We start from the raw sequence: 16,125 nt of genomic DNA, 5'->3' as shown, positions 1-16,125 counted from the left end.
AGGGAAGGTGGGGAGGCGAGGAGGCTGGGCGGCGGGCGGTCACCCGCCGACCGCGACCCGGAAGGTGATTCCCGCGGCGCGCAGCCGCCCGGTCAGGGCGTCGCCCATCGCCTGCGCCGTGGTGACCTGCCCCGCCGTGTCCGGCAGGTCGTCGAAGGCCAGGGACAGGGCCGCCTCGGCGAACATCTTCGCCGTCTCGTCGTAGCCCGGGTCGCCGCCCGCGACCTCCGTGCACACCCGCCGGCCGCCGCCCTCGCCGACGAACCGCACCGCGAACCGGCTCCGCGCCCGCTTCTCGGCGCTCGGCCCGTCCCCCGGCTCCAGCCGCCCCGACAACCAGCGCCGCGCGGGCGGCAGTTGGGCGGCCGCCACTGCCGCGCCGACGGCGGCGACCCCGCCGAGGGCGACCGGCAGATGCCGCACCGCCGCGTAGTGCCGGTAGCGGAAGTCCGGCCCGTACCGCTCCAGCGCCCGCGCCGAACGGCGCACGATCTGCGGGTCGATGGTCGGCAGCGGCAGCGCCCACGCGCCCACCTCCCCGGCGAAGCGCGGCGCGCCCGTCGGCGCCGTGACCCGGCGTCCCGGCAGCCGCGGCTCGTGCCGTCCCCGGTCCCGGGCGGCGGCCAGCATCTGCCGGCCGCGGGCGAACTGGTTCAGCGCCGAGGCCAGGGTGCCGCCGGAGAAGGCCGCGTCGGCGGTCACGTACCCGTCCACCCGCAGCGGCACCCCCTCCGGCAGCTGCCGGACCGTGAAGTACACGCCCAGGTCGTGCGGTACGGAGTCGAAGCCGCAGGCGTGCACCAGGCGCGCACCCGTCTCCCGCGCGCGTGTGTCGTGCCGGACGTACATCAGGTCCACGAACTCCGGCTCGCCGGTCAGGTCCAGGTAGTCGGTGCCGGTGTCCGCGCAGGCGGCGACCAGCTCCTCGCCGTACAGCACGTACGGTCCGACGGTGGTGGCCACCACGCGCGCGTGCTCGGCGAGGGCGCGCAGCGTGGCCGGTTCGGTCACGTCGGCCCGCAGCACGCCGATGTCCGCGCCGCCGGGCAGCCGTTCGCGCAGCCGCTCCAGCTTCCGCTCGTCGCGGCCGGCGATCGCCCAGCGCAGATCGTCCGGCGCGTGCGCCGCGAGATACTCCGCGGTGAGGGTGCCGACGAAGCCGGTGGCTCCGAAAAGCACGAGGTCGTAGGGACGGTCCGTCCTTTTTAGCCTGCTCATGACACCCCTTGGTCGTGCGGCCCGCGCCGTTGTCGGTGGCTGAGGCTAGCGTGAGGAGTGCGCGCTCCGACGACCGGCCGCACTCCGGCGACGAGCGGGGGGCGGAGGCGGGCCGGCCCGGCGCATGGCGCACCCGCCTCTCACCCCTTCGGGTGATCTCCGACGTGCCGGGCATTTGGCTAAGCGCTTGCTCGTTCAGGTCTTGTGTCAGATGGAACGCGTTCTTAGCATCACGGGTGTTACATCAGTTGTGTCACACACGCTTGGGGGCTGGAGCATGACGACGGCAGCGAAGCCGGGGCAGGGCCCGCTCTCCGGTGTGCGCGTGGTCGAGCTGGCCGGCATCGGGCCGGGCCCGTTCGCGGCCATGCTCCTGGCCGACCTGGGCGCGGACGTGGTCCGGGTGGACCGGCCGGGCGGCCCAGGCCTCGCGATCGACCCCGCGTACGACGTCACGAACCGCAACAAGCGGTCGGTCGTGGTCGACCTGAAGACCCCGGACGGCCCCGCGCGGGTGCTGGACCTCGCCGAGCGGGCCGACATCCTCATCGAGGGGTACCGCCCGGGCGTCGCCGAGCGCCTCGGCGTCGGCCCCGGGGAGTGCCACGCCCGCAACCCCCGCCTGGTCTACGGCCGGATGACCGGCTGGGGCCAGGACGGCCCGCTCGCCCAGCGCGCGGGTCACGACGTGGCCTACATCGCGCTCACCGGCACCCTCGGCATGATCGGCCGCCCCGACGAGCCCCCGGCCGTCCCCGCCAACCTCCTCGGGGACTACGCGGGCGGGTCCCTCTACCTGGTCGTCGGCGTCCTCGCCGCCCTGCACCACGCGCGCGCGACCGGCACCGGACAGGTCGTCGACGCCGCCATCGTCGACGGCGCCGCCCATCTGTCCGCGATGATCCACGGCATGCTCGCCGCCGGCGGCTGGCAGGACCGGCGCGCCGCCAACCTCCTCGACGGCGGCTGCCCCTACTACGGCACCTACGAGACCGCCGACGGACAGTACATGGCCGTAGGCGCCCTGGAAGGCCGGTTCTACGAGGAGTTCCTGCGCCTGCTCGGCCTGGACGACCTGAGCGGCGCCCGCAAGGACTGGACCCGCTGGGGCGAGCTGCGCGAGCGGATCGCCGCCCGCTTCAAGTCCCGCACCCGTGACGAGTGGGCGGCCGTCTTCGAGGGCACCGACGCGTGCGTGGCGCCCGTGCTGTCCCTGCGCGAGGCCCCGCACCACCCGCACCTCGCCGCCCGCGGCACCTTCACCGACCACGGCGGCATCACCCAGCCAGCCCCCGCCCCCCGCTTCTCCGCGACCCCCACCGCCGTCCGCACCGGCCCGGCCCTGCCCGGCGCGGACACCGAGGCGGTGGTGCGGGACTGGGGAATACCGACGACGGTGAACGACGACTCGTGAACGACGACCTGGTCGCAGGCAGCGACCGCCCCCGCTCGGCCCACCCTTTCCGAAAGGCACACCAGTGAGCACCGAAGCGTACGTGTACGACGCGATCCGTACCCCGCGCGGCCGCGGCAAGGCGAACGGCGCCCTGCACGGCACGAAGCCCATCGACCTGGTCGTCGGCCTCATCCACGAGATCCGCGACCGCTTCCCCGGTCTCGACCCGGCCGCGATCGACGACATCGTCCTCGGTGTCGTCGGTCCGGTCGGCGACCAGGGCTCCGACATCGCCCGGATCGCCGCGGTCGCCGCAGGCCTGCCGGACACGGTCGCCGGCGTGCAGGAGAACCGCTTCTGTGCCTCCGGCCTGGAGGCTGTCAACCTGGCCGCCGCCAAGGTGCGTTCCGGCTGGGAGGACCTCGTCCTCGCCGGCGGCGTGGAGTCGATGTCCCGGGTGCCGATGGCCTCCGACGGCGGCGCCTGGTTCAACGACCCGATGACGAACCTCGCCGTGAACTTCGTGCCGCAGGGCATCGGCGCCGACCTCATCGCCACCATCGAGGGCTTCTCCCGCCGGGACGTCGACGAGTACGCGGCACTCTCCCAGGAGCGCGCCGCCACGGCCTGGAAGGAGGGCCGCTTCGACCGCTCGGTGGTCCCCGTGAAGGACCGCAGCGGCCTGGTGGTCCTCGACCACGACGAGCACCTGCGCCCCGGCACCACCGCCGACTCCCTGGCGAAGCTCAAGCCGTCGTTCGCCGACATCGGCGAGCTGGGCGGCTTCGACGCCGTGGCGCTGCAGAAGTACCACTGGGTGGAGAAGATCGACCACGTCCACCACGCGGGCAACTCCTCCGGCATCGTCGACGGCGCCTCGCTCGTCGCGATCGGCTCCAGGGAGGTCGGCGAGCGCTACGGCCTCACCCCGCGCGCGCGGATCGTCTCCGCGGCCGTCTCCGGCTCCGAGCCCACCATCATGCTCACCGGGCCCGCCCCCGCCACCCGCAAGGCGCTCGCCAAGGCCGGCCTCACCATCGACGACATCGACCTGGTCGAGATCAACGAGGCGTTCGCCGCGGTGGTGCTGCGCTTCGTCAAGGACATGGGCCTCTCTTTGGACAAGGTCAACGTCAACGGCGGCGCCATCGCGCTGGGCCACCCGCTCGGCGCGACCGGCGCGATGATCCTCGGCACCCTCGTGGACGAACTGGAGCGCCAGGACAAGCGCTACGGCCTCGCCACCCTGTGCGTCGGCGGCGGCATGGGCATCGCCACGATCGTCGAGCGCATCTGAACTCCCGGCGGAACCAAGCGACTTCAACGGAGACGACTGTAATGACCGAAAGCACGACCATCCGCTGGGAGCAGGACGACACCGGTGTCGTCACCCTCGTCCTGGACGACCCGAACCAGTCCGCGAACACCATGAACCAGGCGTTCCGCGCCTCCATCACGGCGATCGCCGCGCGCGCGGAGGCGGAGAAGGACTCCATCCGCGGGATCATCTACACCTCCGCCAAGAAGACCTTCTTCGCGGGCGGCGACCTCAAGGACATGATCAAGGCCGGTCCCGAGGACGCCCAGCAGGTCTTCGACACCGCGACCGAGATCAAGAACGCCCTGCGCCGCATCGAGACCCTCGGCAAGCCGGTCGTCGCCGCCATCAACGGCGCTGCCCTCGGCGGCGGTTACGAGATCGCGCTCGCCTCCCACCACCGCATCGCCCTCGACGCCCCCGGCTCCAAGATCGGTCTGCCCGAGGTCACCCTCGGCCTGCTGCCCGCGGGCGGCGGTGTCACCCGCACCGTGCGCCTGATGGGCATCACGGACGCCCTGCTGAAGGTGCTGCTCCAGGGCACCCAGTACAACCCCCGCCGCGCCCTGGACAACGGCCTGGTCCACGAAGTGGCCGCCACCGAGGAGGAGATGCTGGCCAAGGCCCGCGCCTTCATCGACGCGCACCCCGAGTCGCACCAGCCCTGGGACGTCCCCGGCTACAAGATCCCGGGCGGCACTCCCGCGAACCCGAAGTTCGCCGCCAACCTGCCCGCCTTCCCGGCCAGTCTGCGCAAGCAGACCAACGGCGCGCCCTACCCGGCCCCGCGCAACATCATGGCCGCGGCCGTCGAAGGCTCCCAGGTCGACTTCGAGACCGCGATCACCATCGAGACCCGCTACTTCACCGAACTGGTCACCGGCCAGACCGCGAAGAACATGATCCAGGCGTTCTTCTTCGACCTCCAGGCCGTCAACTCCGGCGCCAACCGGCCGAAGGGCGTCGAGCCCCGCCAGGTCCGCAAGGTCGCCGTCCTCGGCGCGGGCATGATGGGCGCCGGCATCGCCTACTCCTGCGCCCGCGCGGGCATCGACGTCGTCCTCAAGGACGTCTCCGCGGAGGCGGCCGCCAAGGGCAAGGGCTACTCCGAGAAGCTGTGCGCCAAGGCCGTCGCCAAGGGCCGTACCAGCCAGGAGAAGGCGGACGCGCTGCTGGCCCGGATCACCCCGACCGCCGAGGCGGCCGACCTCGCCAGCTGCGACGCGGTGATCGAGGCCGTCTTCGAGGACACCGCGCTCAAGCACAAGGTGTTCCAGGAGATCGAGTCCGTCGTCGCGCCCGACGCGCTGCTGTGCTCCAACACCTCCACCCTGCCCATCACCACCCTCGCCGAGGGCGTGGAGCGCCAGGCCGACTTCATCGGGCTGCACTTCTTCTCACCGGTCGACAAGATGCCGCTGGTCGAGATCATCAAGGGCGAGCGCACCGGCGACGAGGCCCTGGCACGGGCCTTCGACCTGGTCCGGCAGATCAACAAGACGCCGATCGTCGTCAACGACTCGCGCGGCTTCTTCACCTCCCGGGTGATCGGCCACTTCATCAACGAGGGCGTCGCCATGGTCGGCGAGGGCATCGAGCCGGCCTCCGTGGAGCAGGCCGCCGCCCAGGCCGGCTACCCGGCCAAGGTGCTCTCCCTGATGGACGAGCTGACCCTCACCCTCCCCCGCAAGATCCGCAATGAGACCAGGCGGGCGGTCGAGGAGGCGGGCGGCACCTGGACGGCGCATCCGGCGGAGGCGGTCATCGACCGCATGGTGGACGAGTTCGGCCGCCCCGGCCGCAGCGGCGGCGCCGGCTTCTACGACTACACCGAGGACGGCAAGCGCGCCGCGCTCTGGCCGGGCCTGCGCGAGCACTTCACGAAGCCGGGGTACGAGATCCCGTTCCGGGACATGCAGGAGCGGATGCTCTTCGCCGAGGCGCTCGACACCGTACGCCTTCTGGAGGAGGGCGTCCTGACCTCGGTCGCCGACGCCAACATCGGCTCGATCTTCGGCATCGGCTTCCCCGGCTGGACCGGCGGCGTGCTCCAGTACATCAACGGCTACGAAGGGGGCCTGCCCGGTTTCGTGGCCCGCGCGCGGGAGCTCGCCGAGACCTACGGCGAGCGGTTCAACCCGCCCGCGCTGCTCGTGGAGAAGGCGGAGAAGGGGGAGAAGGGGGAGCCGTTCGCCGACTCAGTCCGTTCCTGACCCGGTGACCCACTCGCTCAGCTCTTCCCGCAGCGACCGCTGGAACGTCGTCAGCAGCGCCTGTACCACCAGCGGGTGCATGTGCGCCGACAGGGACTTCACGTCCCGCGCGGCACGCTCGGCCACCTCGCCGCGGAAGAGCTGGGACAGTTCACGGGCCGCGGCGCGCGAGTGCTCGATGAGCACGGTGCGCGCCGCGAGGATCGCCTCCTGCGACAGCGGGACGTCGAGGAGCCGCACCCCGAGCCGGAGCAGCCCGGAGTCGACCCGGAAGGTGTCATCGCCGGCCGCCATGACGACGTTCATCGCGGCGAGCCGCTCCACGTCCTCGGCGGACAGGGGCCGCCCGGCCCGCCGCTCCAGCTCCTGCCGGGACACGGTGTCCACCGCGTCCGGCGCCCAGGAGGCGACGACCGCGCGGTGAATGGCAAGGTCGTGCGGGCTGAGGCCGGGCGGCAGCTGCCGCAGATAGCGTTCGATCGCCGCCAGTGTCATGCCCTGCTGCCGGAGCTCCTCGATGAGGGCCAGCCGCGCCACATGCCCGGTGCCGTACCGGCCCACCCGGCGCGGACCGATCTCCGGCGGCGGGAGCAGCCCCTTGCTGCCGTAGAAGCGGACGGTGCGGACCGTGACGCCCGCGCGGGCGGCCAGCTCGTCGATGGTGAGGGTCTGCTCCCCGGTGTCGCTCGTGGCGTCGGTCGTCATGTGCAGCAGTATCGCTGTCTCACCAGAAGTGTGAAACCCGTGGTGAACAGTCTGTGATCACCGGGTGGATCGTGTGAGAAGTAACGCTCTGTGACGTAGGCCACCGCATATCCGGCGATCTCTCTGGGAAGCTGCTGGCTTGGTCTGTGCCGCGACTCACCAGGGTGGTGCGGGCCAAGAAAGCAAGCCCCCTGGGCCCACGAGGTCCGGGCGCACCAGGAAAGTGGTACCACCCGTGAGCAAGGACGCCGTGGATTCGGCACAGGCCGTAGCCCCTGCGCAGGCGGCCGCAACGCCCGCGGACGCGGGCGACGCCGGTTACAGCAAGGACCTCAAGGCCCGCCACATCAACATGATCGCCATCGGCGGTGCGATCGGCACCGGTCTCCTCCTCGGAGCCGGCGGCCGACTGCACAACGCCGGCCCGGCGCTCGCCCTGGCCTACCTGGTCTGCGGCGTCTTCGCCTTCTTCGTCGTGCGCGCCCTGGGCGAGCTGGTCCTGTACCGGCCGTCCTCCGGCTCCTTCGTGAGCTACGCGCGCGAGTTCCTCGGTGAGAAGGGCGCCTACGTCGCCGGCTGGATGTACTTCCTGAACTGGTCGACCACCGGCATCGCCGACATCACCGCGATCGCGCTCTACACGCACTACTGGAGCTTCTTCACCTCGATCCCGCAGTGGGTGCTGGCGCTGATCGCCCTCGCGGTGGTCCTCGCCGTGAACCTGATCTCGGTGAAGATCTTCGGCGAGATGGAGTTCTGGTTCGCGATCATCAAGGTCGCCACCATCGTCGGCTTCATGCTGGTCAGCATTTTCCTGCTCGCCACCCAGCACAAGGTCGGCGGCCACACCCCCGGCCTGAGCGTGATCACCGACCACGGCGGCATCTTCCCGCACGGTCTGATGCCGGTCGTCCTGGTCATGCAGGGCGTGATCTTCGCGTACGCCGCGCTGGAGCTGGTCGGCGTGGCCGCCGGCGAGACCGCCGAGCCGGAGAAGATCGTCCCGCGCGCGGTGAACTCGATCATGTGGCGCGTCGGCCTGTTCTACGTCGGCTCGGTCGTCCTGCTCGCGCTGCTGCTGCCCGGCTCGGTGTACTCCGCCGACGAGAGCCCGTTCGTCACCGTCCTGTCCAAGATCGGTGTCCCGGCGGCCGGTGACGTGATGAACCTCGTCGTCCTGACCGCCGCCATGTCCTCACTGAACTCCGGCCTGTACTCCACCGGCCGCATCCTGCGCTCGATGGCCATGGCGGGCTCCGCCCCCAAGTTCACCGCCAAGATGAGCCGCAGCCAGGTGCCCTACGGCGGCATCCTGCTGACCTGCGCGGTCTGCGTGCTCGGCGTCGGCCTGAACTACCTGATGCCCAGCCAGGCCTTCGAGATCGTGCTGAACGTCGCCTCCCTCGGCATCATCAGCACCTGGGTGATCATCATGATCTGCCACATGGTCTTCGTCCGCCGCGCCCGCGAGGGCCTGGTGACCCGGCCGCACTTCCAGTTGAAGTTCAGCCCCGTCACCGAGATCGCCACGATCGCCTTCCTGCTGGTCTGTCTCGGCATGATGTGGAACGACCCCGATGTCGGCCGCAAGACCATTCTGCTGATCCCGGTGATCGCCGTCATGCTGGTCGCCGGCTGGTTCGGCGTGCGTCGCCGGGTGTCCGCGAACGCCGACAAGGAACTGGCGCAGCTGACGAAGTAGCAGGTCAGAGCCACTGTCAGTGGCATCGCCTACGGTGGCGTCATGTCGGGGATCACATACATCCGGGGTGACGCCACCGTTCCGTCGGTCAAGGGCGCCAAGGTGATCGCCCATGTCTGCAACGACCTGGGCGGCTGGGGCAAGGGCTTCGTCCTCGCCCTCTCGCGCCGCTGGCCGGAGCCGGAGCGGGCGTACCGCGCCTGGCACCGCGACCGCGCGCACAACGACTTCGGACTGGGCGCGGTCCAGCTGGTCCGGGTCGAGCCGTACGTGTGGGTGGCCAACATGATCGGCCAGCGTGGGATCAGGACGGGCAGCAAGGGCGTCCCCGTCCGCTACGAGGCGATCGACACCGCCCTCGCCCGCCTCGCAGACGAGGTGACCGAACGCGGCGCGTCCGTGCACATGCCCCGCATAGGCTGCGGTCTGGCCGGCGGCAAGTGGTCCCGCATAGAACCGCTCATCACCGAGCGGCTGGTGAAACGCGGGATCGCGGTGACGGTATACGACCACGGGGAGGGCGGGGGATGACCTCACAGAGTGAGGCCACGGATGTGCTGGTGCTGGGCGGGGCCGGTGTGGACACGGTCGTCCACGTCCCCGAGCTGCCCCTGCCGTACGCCGACAGTTACATGATCGACTCCGGGATCCGCACCCGGGCCGGACAGACCGGCGACTTCGTCGCGCTGGGGCTCGCCGCCCTCGGCCTGCGCACCCACCACCTCGACCTGCTGGGCGACGACCCCGAGGGCGACCTCGTGCGCGCACTGCACCGCGAGCACGACATCGCCCTCACCGCGCTCCCGCAACCCGCCGGCACCAAGCGCGCGGTCAATCTCGTCGGTCCCGACGGCCGCCGCCTGTCCCTGTACGACACCAGCCGCGCCCGTCCCGGCGACCGCTTCCCGGAGGAGACGCTGCGCACGCTCGCCACCGCGAGCCGGCACGTCCACGTGACCATCACCCAGCCCTGCGCCGAGGCCCTGCCGGTGCTGGCCGCGACCGGCGTGCCGCTGTCCACGGACCTGCACGACTGGGACGGCGAGAATCCCTACCACGAGCCGTTCGCCCTCGCCGCCGACGTCGTCTTCCTGTCGGCCGCCTCCCTGGCCGACCCCGAGCGGACCATGCGGCGGATCGCCTGTGAGGGCCGGGCCCGGACCGTCGTCGCCACCGCCGGGGCCGAGGGCGCGTATCTGCTGGCCGATGGCGAGCTGACCCGGGTGCCCGCCGAGACCCCGCCCGCGCCGGTGGTCGACTCCAACGGCGCGGGCGACGCCTTCGCCGCCGCGTTCCTCTACGGCCGCCTCACCGGCGAGCCGCCCGCGACCTGCGCCCGCTACGGCGCCTTCGCCGGGGCCTACGCCTGCACGGTCCCGGCCTCCCGCGCGGACGCGATAGGCCGGGACCGGCTCCTCAAGCGGGCGGCGGAGCCGAGACCCTAGGCCACCGAGCCCCTAGGTCGCCGAGCCCAGGTCACCGAGTCCCTCGGCCACGAGACCCCTGGACCGCCCCGAGCCCCCGGGGTCAGTGCCCGCGGTCAGTGCCCGTGCGTGTCGTGGAGGTCGTTCGTCGCCTCGATCTTCTTCCAGGACTTCGGCTGGGCCGCCGTCGTACCCGGCTTCGCCAGGGACACCGCGCGGGCCGCGGCCACGGCCGGCTTCGACGGCTGGAACAGCCAGGTGTCGAACAGCGCGGCGAGAGGCTTGCCGGACACCTGCTCGGCGTACCGCTGGAAGTCGGCCACCGAGGCGTTGCCGTATGCGTGCTCCTTCGGCCAGCCCTTCAGGATGGCGAAGAACGCGTCGTCGCCGACCTCGTTACGCAGCGCCTGGATCGCGGCCGCGCCCCGGTCGTAGACGGCGATGTCGAACTGGTTGTCCGGGCCCGGGTCGCCGGGCTCGACCTTCCAGAACGGGTCGTCGGCCGGGTGCGAGGCGTACACGTAGTCCGCCAGCTGCTGCGTCGTGCCCTCGCCCTCGTGCTCGGACCACAGCCACTGCGCGTACCGGGCGAAGCCCTCGTTGATCCAGATGTCCTTCCAGCCCTTGAGCGACACGTCGTCGCCGTACCACTGGTGGGCCAGCTCGTGCACGACCACGGAGGTGTTGGAGCCATTGGCGAACTGTTTGGGGCTGTAGTACACCCGGGTCTGCGTCTCCAGCGCGTACCCGGTGGTGGTGTTCGGTACATACCCGCCGGCCGAGCTGAACGGATACGGCCCGAAGTAGTTGCTCAGCCAGTCGACGATCTCCCCGGTGCGCTCCACGCTCGCCCGCGCGGCGCCGTCGTTGTCGCCGAGGTCCTGGCTGTAGGCGTTGACGACCGGCACACCGCCGTCGGAGGTGCTGGTGGTGATGTCGAATTTTCCGATGGCGAGCGTGGCCAGATAGGTCGCCTGCGGCTTGTTCTGCCGCCAGTTGTAGCGGGTCCAGCCCAGCTTCGAACTGGTCGACTGCAGTGTGCCGTTGGAGATGGCCTGGGTGCCGTCCGGCACGGCCACCGACACGTCGTAGGTGGCCTTGTCGCTCGGGTGGTCGTTGCTCGGGAACCACCACCAGGCGGCCTCGGGCTCGTCGGCGGCCACGGCGCCGTCGGGCGTGCGGTGCCAGGTGTTGAAGCCGTAGGCGGTCTTCGTCGACGGCACCCCGCTGTAGCGGACGACGACGGTGATCGGCGTGCCCTTGGCCAGCGGCGTCTTCGGCGTGATGACCAGTTCGTGCTGCCCGGAGGTGGTGAACGCGGCCTCGGCGCCGTTGACCCGTACGTCGCTGACGTCCAGCAGGAAGTCCAGGTCGAAGCTGGACAGGTCCTGGGTGGTCTTCGCCAGGATCGTCGCCGTGCCCTGCAGCTCGTCCGTCTTCGGCTGGTACTGCAGCCTCAGGTCGTAGTGCGAGACGTCGTAGCCGCCGTTGCCGTAGTACGGGTAGTAGGGGTCGCCGATGCCCGGCGCGCCGGGGGAGTAGCTCGCGGCCGATGCCGGGATCGCCAGCAGGACGGAGGCCGCCGCGAGTGCGCCCGGCGCGATGATTCTGCGGTGCACGTCAGCTCCAAGTCGTCGGGAATGCAAGTCCGTTCGGTGGATCTGTTCGGTGGATCTTTCCGGAGCCTATTCATTCCCTGTGACCCCTGGCCTGTCCACAGCACCCGCTGTCACACGATCGCCATTCAGCCGTCATGCGTCACCCGGGTCGCCCTGAAGCCCTCTTCTGCACGGGAGTTGACCGGAGTACCGTCCGCGCATGCCGAAAAGCACGCCGACACGCACGCGGATACACCCGCGGATACGCACGCGCTTCACGATCTGGAGAGCGCTCGCGACAGCGGTCGCCGTCATCCTGACGGCCGCCTTCCTCACCCCGGCCGCCGCACAGGCCGCCGGCCGCGCCAGCGGGACACCCCGCGAGAGCCGGCCCGTCTACTCCTACGCCCACGCCATCCGCGAGTCCGTCTGGGTGGACACCGGCCTCGACGGGGACGGCGACGGAAAGACCGACCGGGTCGCCGCCGACATCGTCCGGCCCGCCGAACCCGCCCGGCAGGGCCGCAAGGTGCCCGTCGTCATGGACGCGAGCCCCTACTTCTCCTGCTGCGGACGCGGCAACGAGAGCCAGGTCAAGACGTACGACGCGCAGGGCCGTGTCGTCCAGATGCCGCTGTTCTACGACAACTACTTCGTGCCCCGCGGCTACGCCTTCGTCGGCGTCGACCTCGCCGGCACCAACCGCTCCGACGGCTGTACGGACGTCGGCGGCCGCTCCGACATCCAGTCCGCGAAAGCGGTCGTCGACTGGCTGAACGGCCGCGCCCGCGCGTACACCAGCCGCACCGGCACGCAGACCGTCAAGGCGACCTGGACCAACGGCACCACAGGCATGATCGGCAAGAGCTGGGACGCCACGATCGCCAACGGCGTCGCCGCGACGGGCGTCAAGGGCCTGAAGACCATCGTCCCGATCAGCGGCATCTCCTCCTGGTACGACTACTACTTCGCGCAAGGCGCCCCGCTGTACGACGGCGGCCCCGCCGAGCTGGCCGGCTACGTCGAGAGCGACGCGGCCAAGGCCCACTGCGCGGCCGTACAGAAGAAACTCACCGACGGCAGCCCGCGCAGCGGCGACTGGACACCGCTGTGGACCGAGCGGGACTACGTCGGGAACGCGGCCAAGGTGCGCGCGAGCGTGTTCCTCGTGCACGGGATGCAGGACCTCAACGTGCGCACCAAACACTTCGGACAGTGGTGGGACGCCCTGGCGAAACACGGTGTGAAGCGCAAGATCTGGCTCTCCCAGACCGGGCACGTCGACCCGTTCGACTACCGGCGCGGCGCCTGGGTCGACACCCTGCACCGCTGGTTCGACCACGAACTCCTCGGCTACGACAACGGCATCGACCGCGAGCCGATGGCCGACATCGAACGCCACCCCGACCAGTGGGTGACCTCCCGGGTCTGGCCCCCGCAGACCACCCGCATCACCGTCCTGTACCCGGCCCCCGGCACCGAGCCCGGCGTCGGCACACTCGGCCTGCGCCCCGCGACCGGCACCTCGGCCTTCACCGACGACCCGAAGCTGAGCGAGACCGAGTGGGCGGCCCACCTCACCGCGCCCACCCCGGAGAAGGCGGGCTTCCTCACCGCACCGCTCACGCACGACCTGCGCCTGTCCGGTTCGTCCACAGTGACGGTGACGGCGACCCCGACCACCGCCTCGGCCCACCTGTCCGCCGTCCTGGTCGACCTCGGCCCCGACACCATCCGGGACTACGCCGATGCCGCCGAGGGCATCACCACGCTGAAAAGCCGCACCTGCTGGGGCGAGAGCACGGCCGGGGACAGCGCCTGCTTCAAGGAGACCAAGGCCAAGACAGCCACGGTGGACTACACCGTGTTCAGCCGAGGCTGGGCCGACCTCGGCCACTACGCCTCCCTCGGCAAGGGCGTCCCGCTCACCCCGGGCAAGGCGTACACGATGACTCTCCGTCTGGCGGCGACCGATCACGTCGTCCCGAAGGGGCACCGGCTGGCGCTGATCATCGCGGGCACGGACAAGGACCTCATCGACCCCCCGTCCACGAAGCCGACCCTCACGATCGACCTGGCCGGTACGACGGCCGGCCTTCCGCTGGTCGGCGGCGCGTCCGCGTTCACTCGCGCCACCTCCGGCAGCACGGGCAGGACTCCCACGCCGACGGCCGTGAACGGCGTCCGCGTACCGGGGGTGGCTCGGCACGTCCCGGCGTAGCGCTGAGCGGCCGTGCGCCGTCGGGTTACCTGACCGTTGCCGGGTGCGGGTGCGGGTGCGGGTGCGGGTGCGGGTGCGGGTGCGGGTGCGGGTGCGGGTCCGTCGTGGCCGGTCGCTCCCCCACGTTCTCGGCTTCGCTCGAACCCGGGGTGACTCCCAACGCGGCGGAGCCGCATAGCGACACAGCCCCGCACCCTTTCGGGGCTCCGCCCACCGTCGCGGGCAAGCCACCCACCCGCCCGACCACCGCACGGGTGCCCTTTCAGGCGGCCGGGAGCGCCAACCCGGCCGCCTCCCGCGCACATCCCCACGCCACCGTGACCCCGGCCCCGCCGTGCCCGTAGTTGTGCACCAGGACGCGGCCGTCCGGCAGCCGCCGCCGTTCGAGTCGTACCGCGCTGCGGGCCGGGCGCAGGCCCACGCGGTGGGCGAGGATCCGCGCGGCCGCGATCTCCGGGCGGACCGCCGAGCACCGGGCGACGATCGCCGCGGCGGTGGCCGGGTCCGGCGCCAGGGACCAGTCGTCCTCCTCCGCCGTACCGCCCAGCAGCAGGCCCCACGGCTGCGGGATGAAGTACGTGGAGGCGGCGGAGGAGTGGTCCACGGACGTGAACCAGGTCGTGATCCCCGGATTCTCCACGACCACCAGCTGCCCGCGCACCGGACGCACCGCGGGATCCGGCACCAGAGAACGCGCGCCCAAGCCCGCGCAGTTGACCACGACCGGCGCGGGCACCGCCGCGAGGTCGGTCACCTCGCGTGCCTCGACCACGCCTCCCGCCCGTGCGAGCCGCTCCCGCAGCCACGCCAGATGCACCGGCATGTCGATGACCGGCAGCCGCGCCGCCAGGCCGCCGGCCACCGCCCGCAGTCCCGGCACCCGGCCCGCCCACGCGCCCAGTTCGTCCAGCCGGATCCCCCGGTGTACGCCGTCGACCAGGCGTACGCCCGTCTCCTCCGGCCGCCGCGCCGACTCCTCGTACTCGGCGAGGGACGCAAGCGCCCAGGCGCCCACCAGCGGCTCCGGTTCGATGCGGTACGGCCACCACAGACCGCCGGCGACCGCCGAGGTCGTACGCTCGGCGGGTTCGCGCGCCCACACCCGTACCCGGCGCCCGGACTCGGCCAGCACCACGGCCGTCGTCAGCCCGGCGACCCCGCTTCCGATCACGATCACTTCGTCATTCGGTTCGCTGTCCACACCAGGACGATAGGTCGCGCCGGTGTGGGGATACTCACAGCATGTCTGCCGCATACGCGACCTTCGGCCTGGCTCCGGCGACCCGCGCCGGCGGTGTCCTCGCCGACGGCGGCTACCAGGTGCACCGCGACTTCGTGGACTTCGTCGTGGACGGCCGCCCGCTGCTGTTCCAGCTGTCCGACCTGGACGCGGTCTCCCCGCTCGCCTCGGACATCCCGCCCGCCATCTTCACCGAGCAGGTGCGCGCACTGCTGCTGGAGGCCGAACCGCCGCTCCCGGACGGCCGGTTCGTCCTCTACGGCTGCCCCGAGTGCGAGGACCTGGGCTGCGGGGCGGTCACCGCCGTCATCGAGCGCGACGGCGACGACTACGTCTGGCGGGACTTCGCCTGGCAGACGGACGAGCACGCCGACCTGGAGCGCGACGGCTACCCCGGCATAGGGCCGTTCCGCTTCCGCGGCCCCGAGTACCGTGCCGCGCTGACCGCCCTGGGCGAAGGCCCGCCGCGCCGCCGCGTACTGCTGATCGGCGCCCGGGTCGCCGTCCTCGCCCGGCTGGCCGCCGCGCTGCGCACCATCGGCATCGGCGCCGACATCACTCAGGACGCCCGGGCCGTTCCCGCCGAGGAGCTGCGCGGGTACGGCGCGGTCGCCTTCGGCCGCGCGGTCGGCGAGGCCGAACGGGCCGCCGTACTGCGGGCCTTCGAGCAGGCCGGGGTCGAGGCCGCGGCGGTGGACGGCCTGGCCCCGATCGTGCCGCTGCTCGTCGCCCAGATCGAGCACGCCCTGGACCGCGGCCCGCTCGCGCGGCGCAGGCTGACCGGGCTGGCCGCCGCCGGCCACGCGGTGGACGTCGAGGTGAGCGCGCCGTGCCGGGTGCGGATCACCGCGTACCGTCTGGACCGGTTGCACCGCACCCGCACCCGGGAGGTGTACGACGGTGTCCTGGAGCCCGGCCGGCACCGCGTCGCCCTGGATCCGCGCGCGGTGAAGGGGGAGGCGTACCTCGTCGCCCGGACGACGGGAGGGGTGCTCGTGACGGCGGTCGCCGCCGGGCACGGCGGGCGTGCTCGCGGCGCGGTGACCGGCGGGAAACGGAGCTGAGAGCGGGACGCCGGGCCCATTAGGAT

General features: G+C 71.7%; 12 protein-coding genes. 8 read left to right on the top strand and 4 right to left on the bottom strand.

Annotated elements, in window-relative coordinates:
- Positions 1 to 39: 39 nt before the first annotated feature.
- Positions 40 to 1,218, bottom strand: a complete 1,179-nt coding sequence (locus O1G22_RS07100) for a saccharopine dehydrogenase family protein (RefSeq protein WP_270080526.1) — start codon at positions 1,216 to 1,218, stop codon at positions 40 to 42.
- 277 nt (positions 1,219 to 1,495) lie between these two features.
- Here O1G22_RS07100 and O1G22_RS07095 point away from each other — a divergent pair, with 277 nt between their 5' ends.
- The 3 genes from O1G22_RS07095 to O1G22_RS07085 all read left to right on the top strand — a co-directional run bounded on the left by O1G22_RS07095 (position 1,496) and on the right by O1G22_RS07085 (position 6,145).
- The gene (locus O1G22_RS07095; protein ID WP_270080525.1) at positions 1,496 to 2,632 is read left to right on the top strand and encodes a CaiB/BaiF CoA transferase family protein; all 1,137 of its coding nucleotides are present in this window, start codon (positions 1,496 to 1,498) and stop codon (positions 2,630 to 2,632) included.
- Positions 2,633 to 2,696: 64 nt separating this feature from the next.
- The gene (locus O1G22_RS07090) at positions 2,697 to 3,911 is read left to right on the top strand and encodes an acetyl-CoA C-acetyltransferase (RefSeq protein WP_270080524.1); all 1,215 of its coding nucleotides are present in this window, start codon (positions 2,697 to 2,699) and stop codon (positions 3,909 to 3,911) included.
- 41 nt (positions 3,912 to 3,952) lie between these two features.
- Entirely contained in the window at positions 3,953 to 6,145 is a 2,193-nt protein-coding gene (locus tag O1G22_RS07085) for a 3-hydroxyacyl-CoA dehydrogenase NAD-binding domain-containing protein (protein WP_270080523.1), read from the top strand.
- Here the strand turns inward: O1G22_RS07085 and O1G22_RS07080 are convergent.
- Positions 6,131 to 6,850, bottom strand: coding sequence for a MerR family transcriptional regulator (locus O1G22_RS07080; RefSeq protein WP_270080522.1), 720 nt, complete (start codon positions 6,848 to 6,850; stop codon positions 6,131 to 6,133). The genes O1G22_RS07085 and O1G22_RS07080 overlap by 15 nt on opposite strands.
- Positions 6,851 to 7,085: 235 nt before the next feature.
- On the opposite strand from O1G22_RS07080, the gene O1G22_RS07075 reads away from it, so the two are divergent.
- Genes O1G22_RS07075 through O1G22_RS07065 form a run of 3 tightly spaced genes read left to right on the top strand, consistent with a single transcriptional unit; the run spans position 7,086 to position 9,997 of the window.
- The gene (locus O1G22_RS07075; protein WP_225095202.1) at positions 7,086 to 8,552 is read left to right on the top strand and encodes an amino acid permease; all 1,467 of its coding nucleotides are present in this window, start codon (positions 7,086 to 7,088) and stop codon (positions 8,550 to 8,552) included.
- Between the two features lie 42 nt (positions 8,553 to 8,594).
- Complete coding sequence (locus tag O1G22_RS07070; protein WP_270080521.1) at positions 8,595 to 9,083, top strand: macro domain-containing protein; 489 nt, start codon at positions 8,595 to 8,597, stop codon at positions 9,081 to 9,083.
- The gene (locus tag O1G22_RS07065) at positions 9,080 to 9,997 is read left to right on the top strand and encodes a PfkB family carbohydrate kinase (RefSeq protein ID WP_270080520.1); all 918 of its coding nucleotides are present in this window, start codon (positions 9,080 to 9,082) and stop codon (positions 9,995 to 9,997) included. The genes O1G22_RS07070 and O1G22_RS07065 overlap by 4 nt, the downstream gene beginning before the upstream one ends.
- 95 nt (positions 9,998 to 10,092) lie before the next feature.
- On the opposite strand, the gene O1G22_RS07060 is transcribed toward O1G22_RS07065, so the two are convergent.
- Complete coding sequence (locus tag O1G22_RS07060) at positions 10,093 to 11,595, bottom strand: M1 family metallopeptidase (protein WP_270080519.1); 1,503 nt, start codon at positions 11,593 to 11,595, stop codon at positions 10,093 to 10,095.
- Positions 11,596 to 11,794: 199 nt separating this feature from the next.
- Here O1G22_RS07060 and O1G22_RS07055 point away from each other — a divergent pair, with 199 nt between their 5' ends.
- Positions 11,795 to 13,795 (top strand): Xaa-Pro dipeptidyl-peptidase, encoded by a 2,001-nt coding sequence (locus O1G22_RS07055; protein ID WP_270080518.1) that lies wholly within the window; start codon positions 11,795 to 11,797, stop codon positions 13,793 to 13,795.
- A gap of 262 nt (positions 13,796 to 14,057) precedes the next feature.
- On the opposite strand, the gene O1G22_RS07050 is transcribed toward O1G22_RS07055, so the two are convergent.
- Positions 14,058 to 14,972 carry an FAD-dependent oxidoreductase gene (locus tag O1G22_RS07050; RefSeq protein ID WP_428986481.1) on the bottom strand — a complete coding sequence of 305 codons (915 nt, stop codon included), beginning with the start codon at positions 14,970 to 14,972 and terminating at the stop codon, positions 14,058 to 14,060.
- Positions 14,973 to 15,037: 65 nt separating this feature from the next.
- On the opposite strand from O1G22_RS07050, the gene O1G22_RS07045 reads away from it, so the two are divergent.
- Positions 15,038 to 16,099: an oxidoreductase gene (locus O1G22_RS07045; protein WP_270080516.1), complete on the top strand. Its 1,062-nt coding sequence runs from the start codon at positions 15,038 to 15,040 to the stop codon at positions 16,097 to 16,099.
- Positions 16,100 to 16,125: the final 26 nt, after the last annotated feature.

It is taken from the genome of Streptomyces camelliae, assembly GCF_027625935.1.
In the GTDB taxonomy this organism is placed as follows: Bacteria; Actinomycetota; Actinomycetes; order Streptomycetales; family Streptomycetaceae; genus Streptomyces; species Streptomyces camelliae.
The sequence above is the reverse complement of the archived record's forward strand: the minus strand, read 5'-3'. Positions and strand labels throughout refer to the sequence as shown.

Bases quoted from the DNA above. Each gene is read 5' to 3' on its own strand.
- O1G22_RS07065 (WP_270080520.1), top strand. From the start codon at position 9,080: ATGACCTCACAGAGTGAGGCCACGGATGTGCTGGTGCTGGGCGGGGCC.
- O1G22_RS07080 (WP_270080522.1), bottom strand. From the start codon at position 6,850: ATGACGACCGACGCCACGAGCGACACCGGGGAGCAGACCCTCACCATC.
- O1G22_RS07070 (WP_270080521.1), top strand. From the start codon at position 8,595: ATGTCGGGGATCACATACATCCGGGGTGACGCCACCGTTCCGTCGGTC.
- O1G22_RS07045 (WP_270080516.1), top strand. From the start codon at position 15,038: ATGTCTGCCGCATACGCGACCTTCGGCCTGGCTCCGGCGACCCGCGCC.
- O1G22_RS07100 (WP_270080526.1), bottom strand. From the start codon at position 1,218: ATGAGCAGGCTAAAAAGGACGGACCGTCCCTACGACCTCGTGCTTTTC.
- O1G22_RS07055 (WP_270080518.1), top strand. From the start codon at position 11,795: ATGCCGAAAAGCACGCCGACACGCACGCGGATACACCCGCGGATACGC.
- O1G22_RS07085 (WP_270080523.1), top strand. From the start codon at position 3,953: ATGACCGAAAGCACGACCATCCGCTGGGAGCAGGACGACACCGGTGTC.
- O1G22_RS07095 (WP_270080525.1), top strand. From the start codon at position 1,496: ATGACGACGGCAGCGAAGCCGGGGCAGGGCCCGCTCTCCGGTGTGCGC.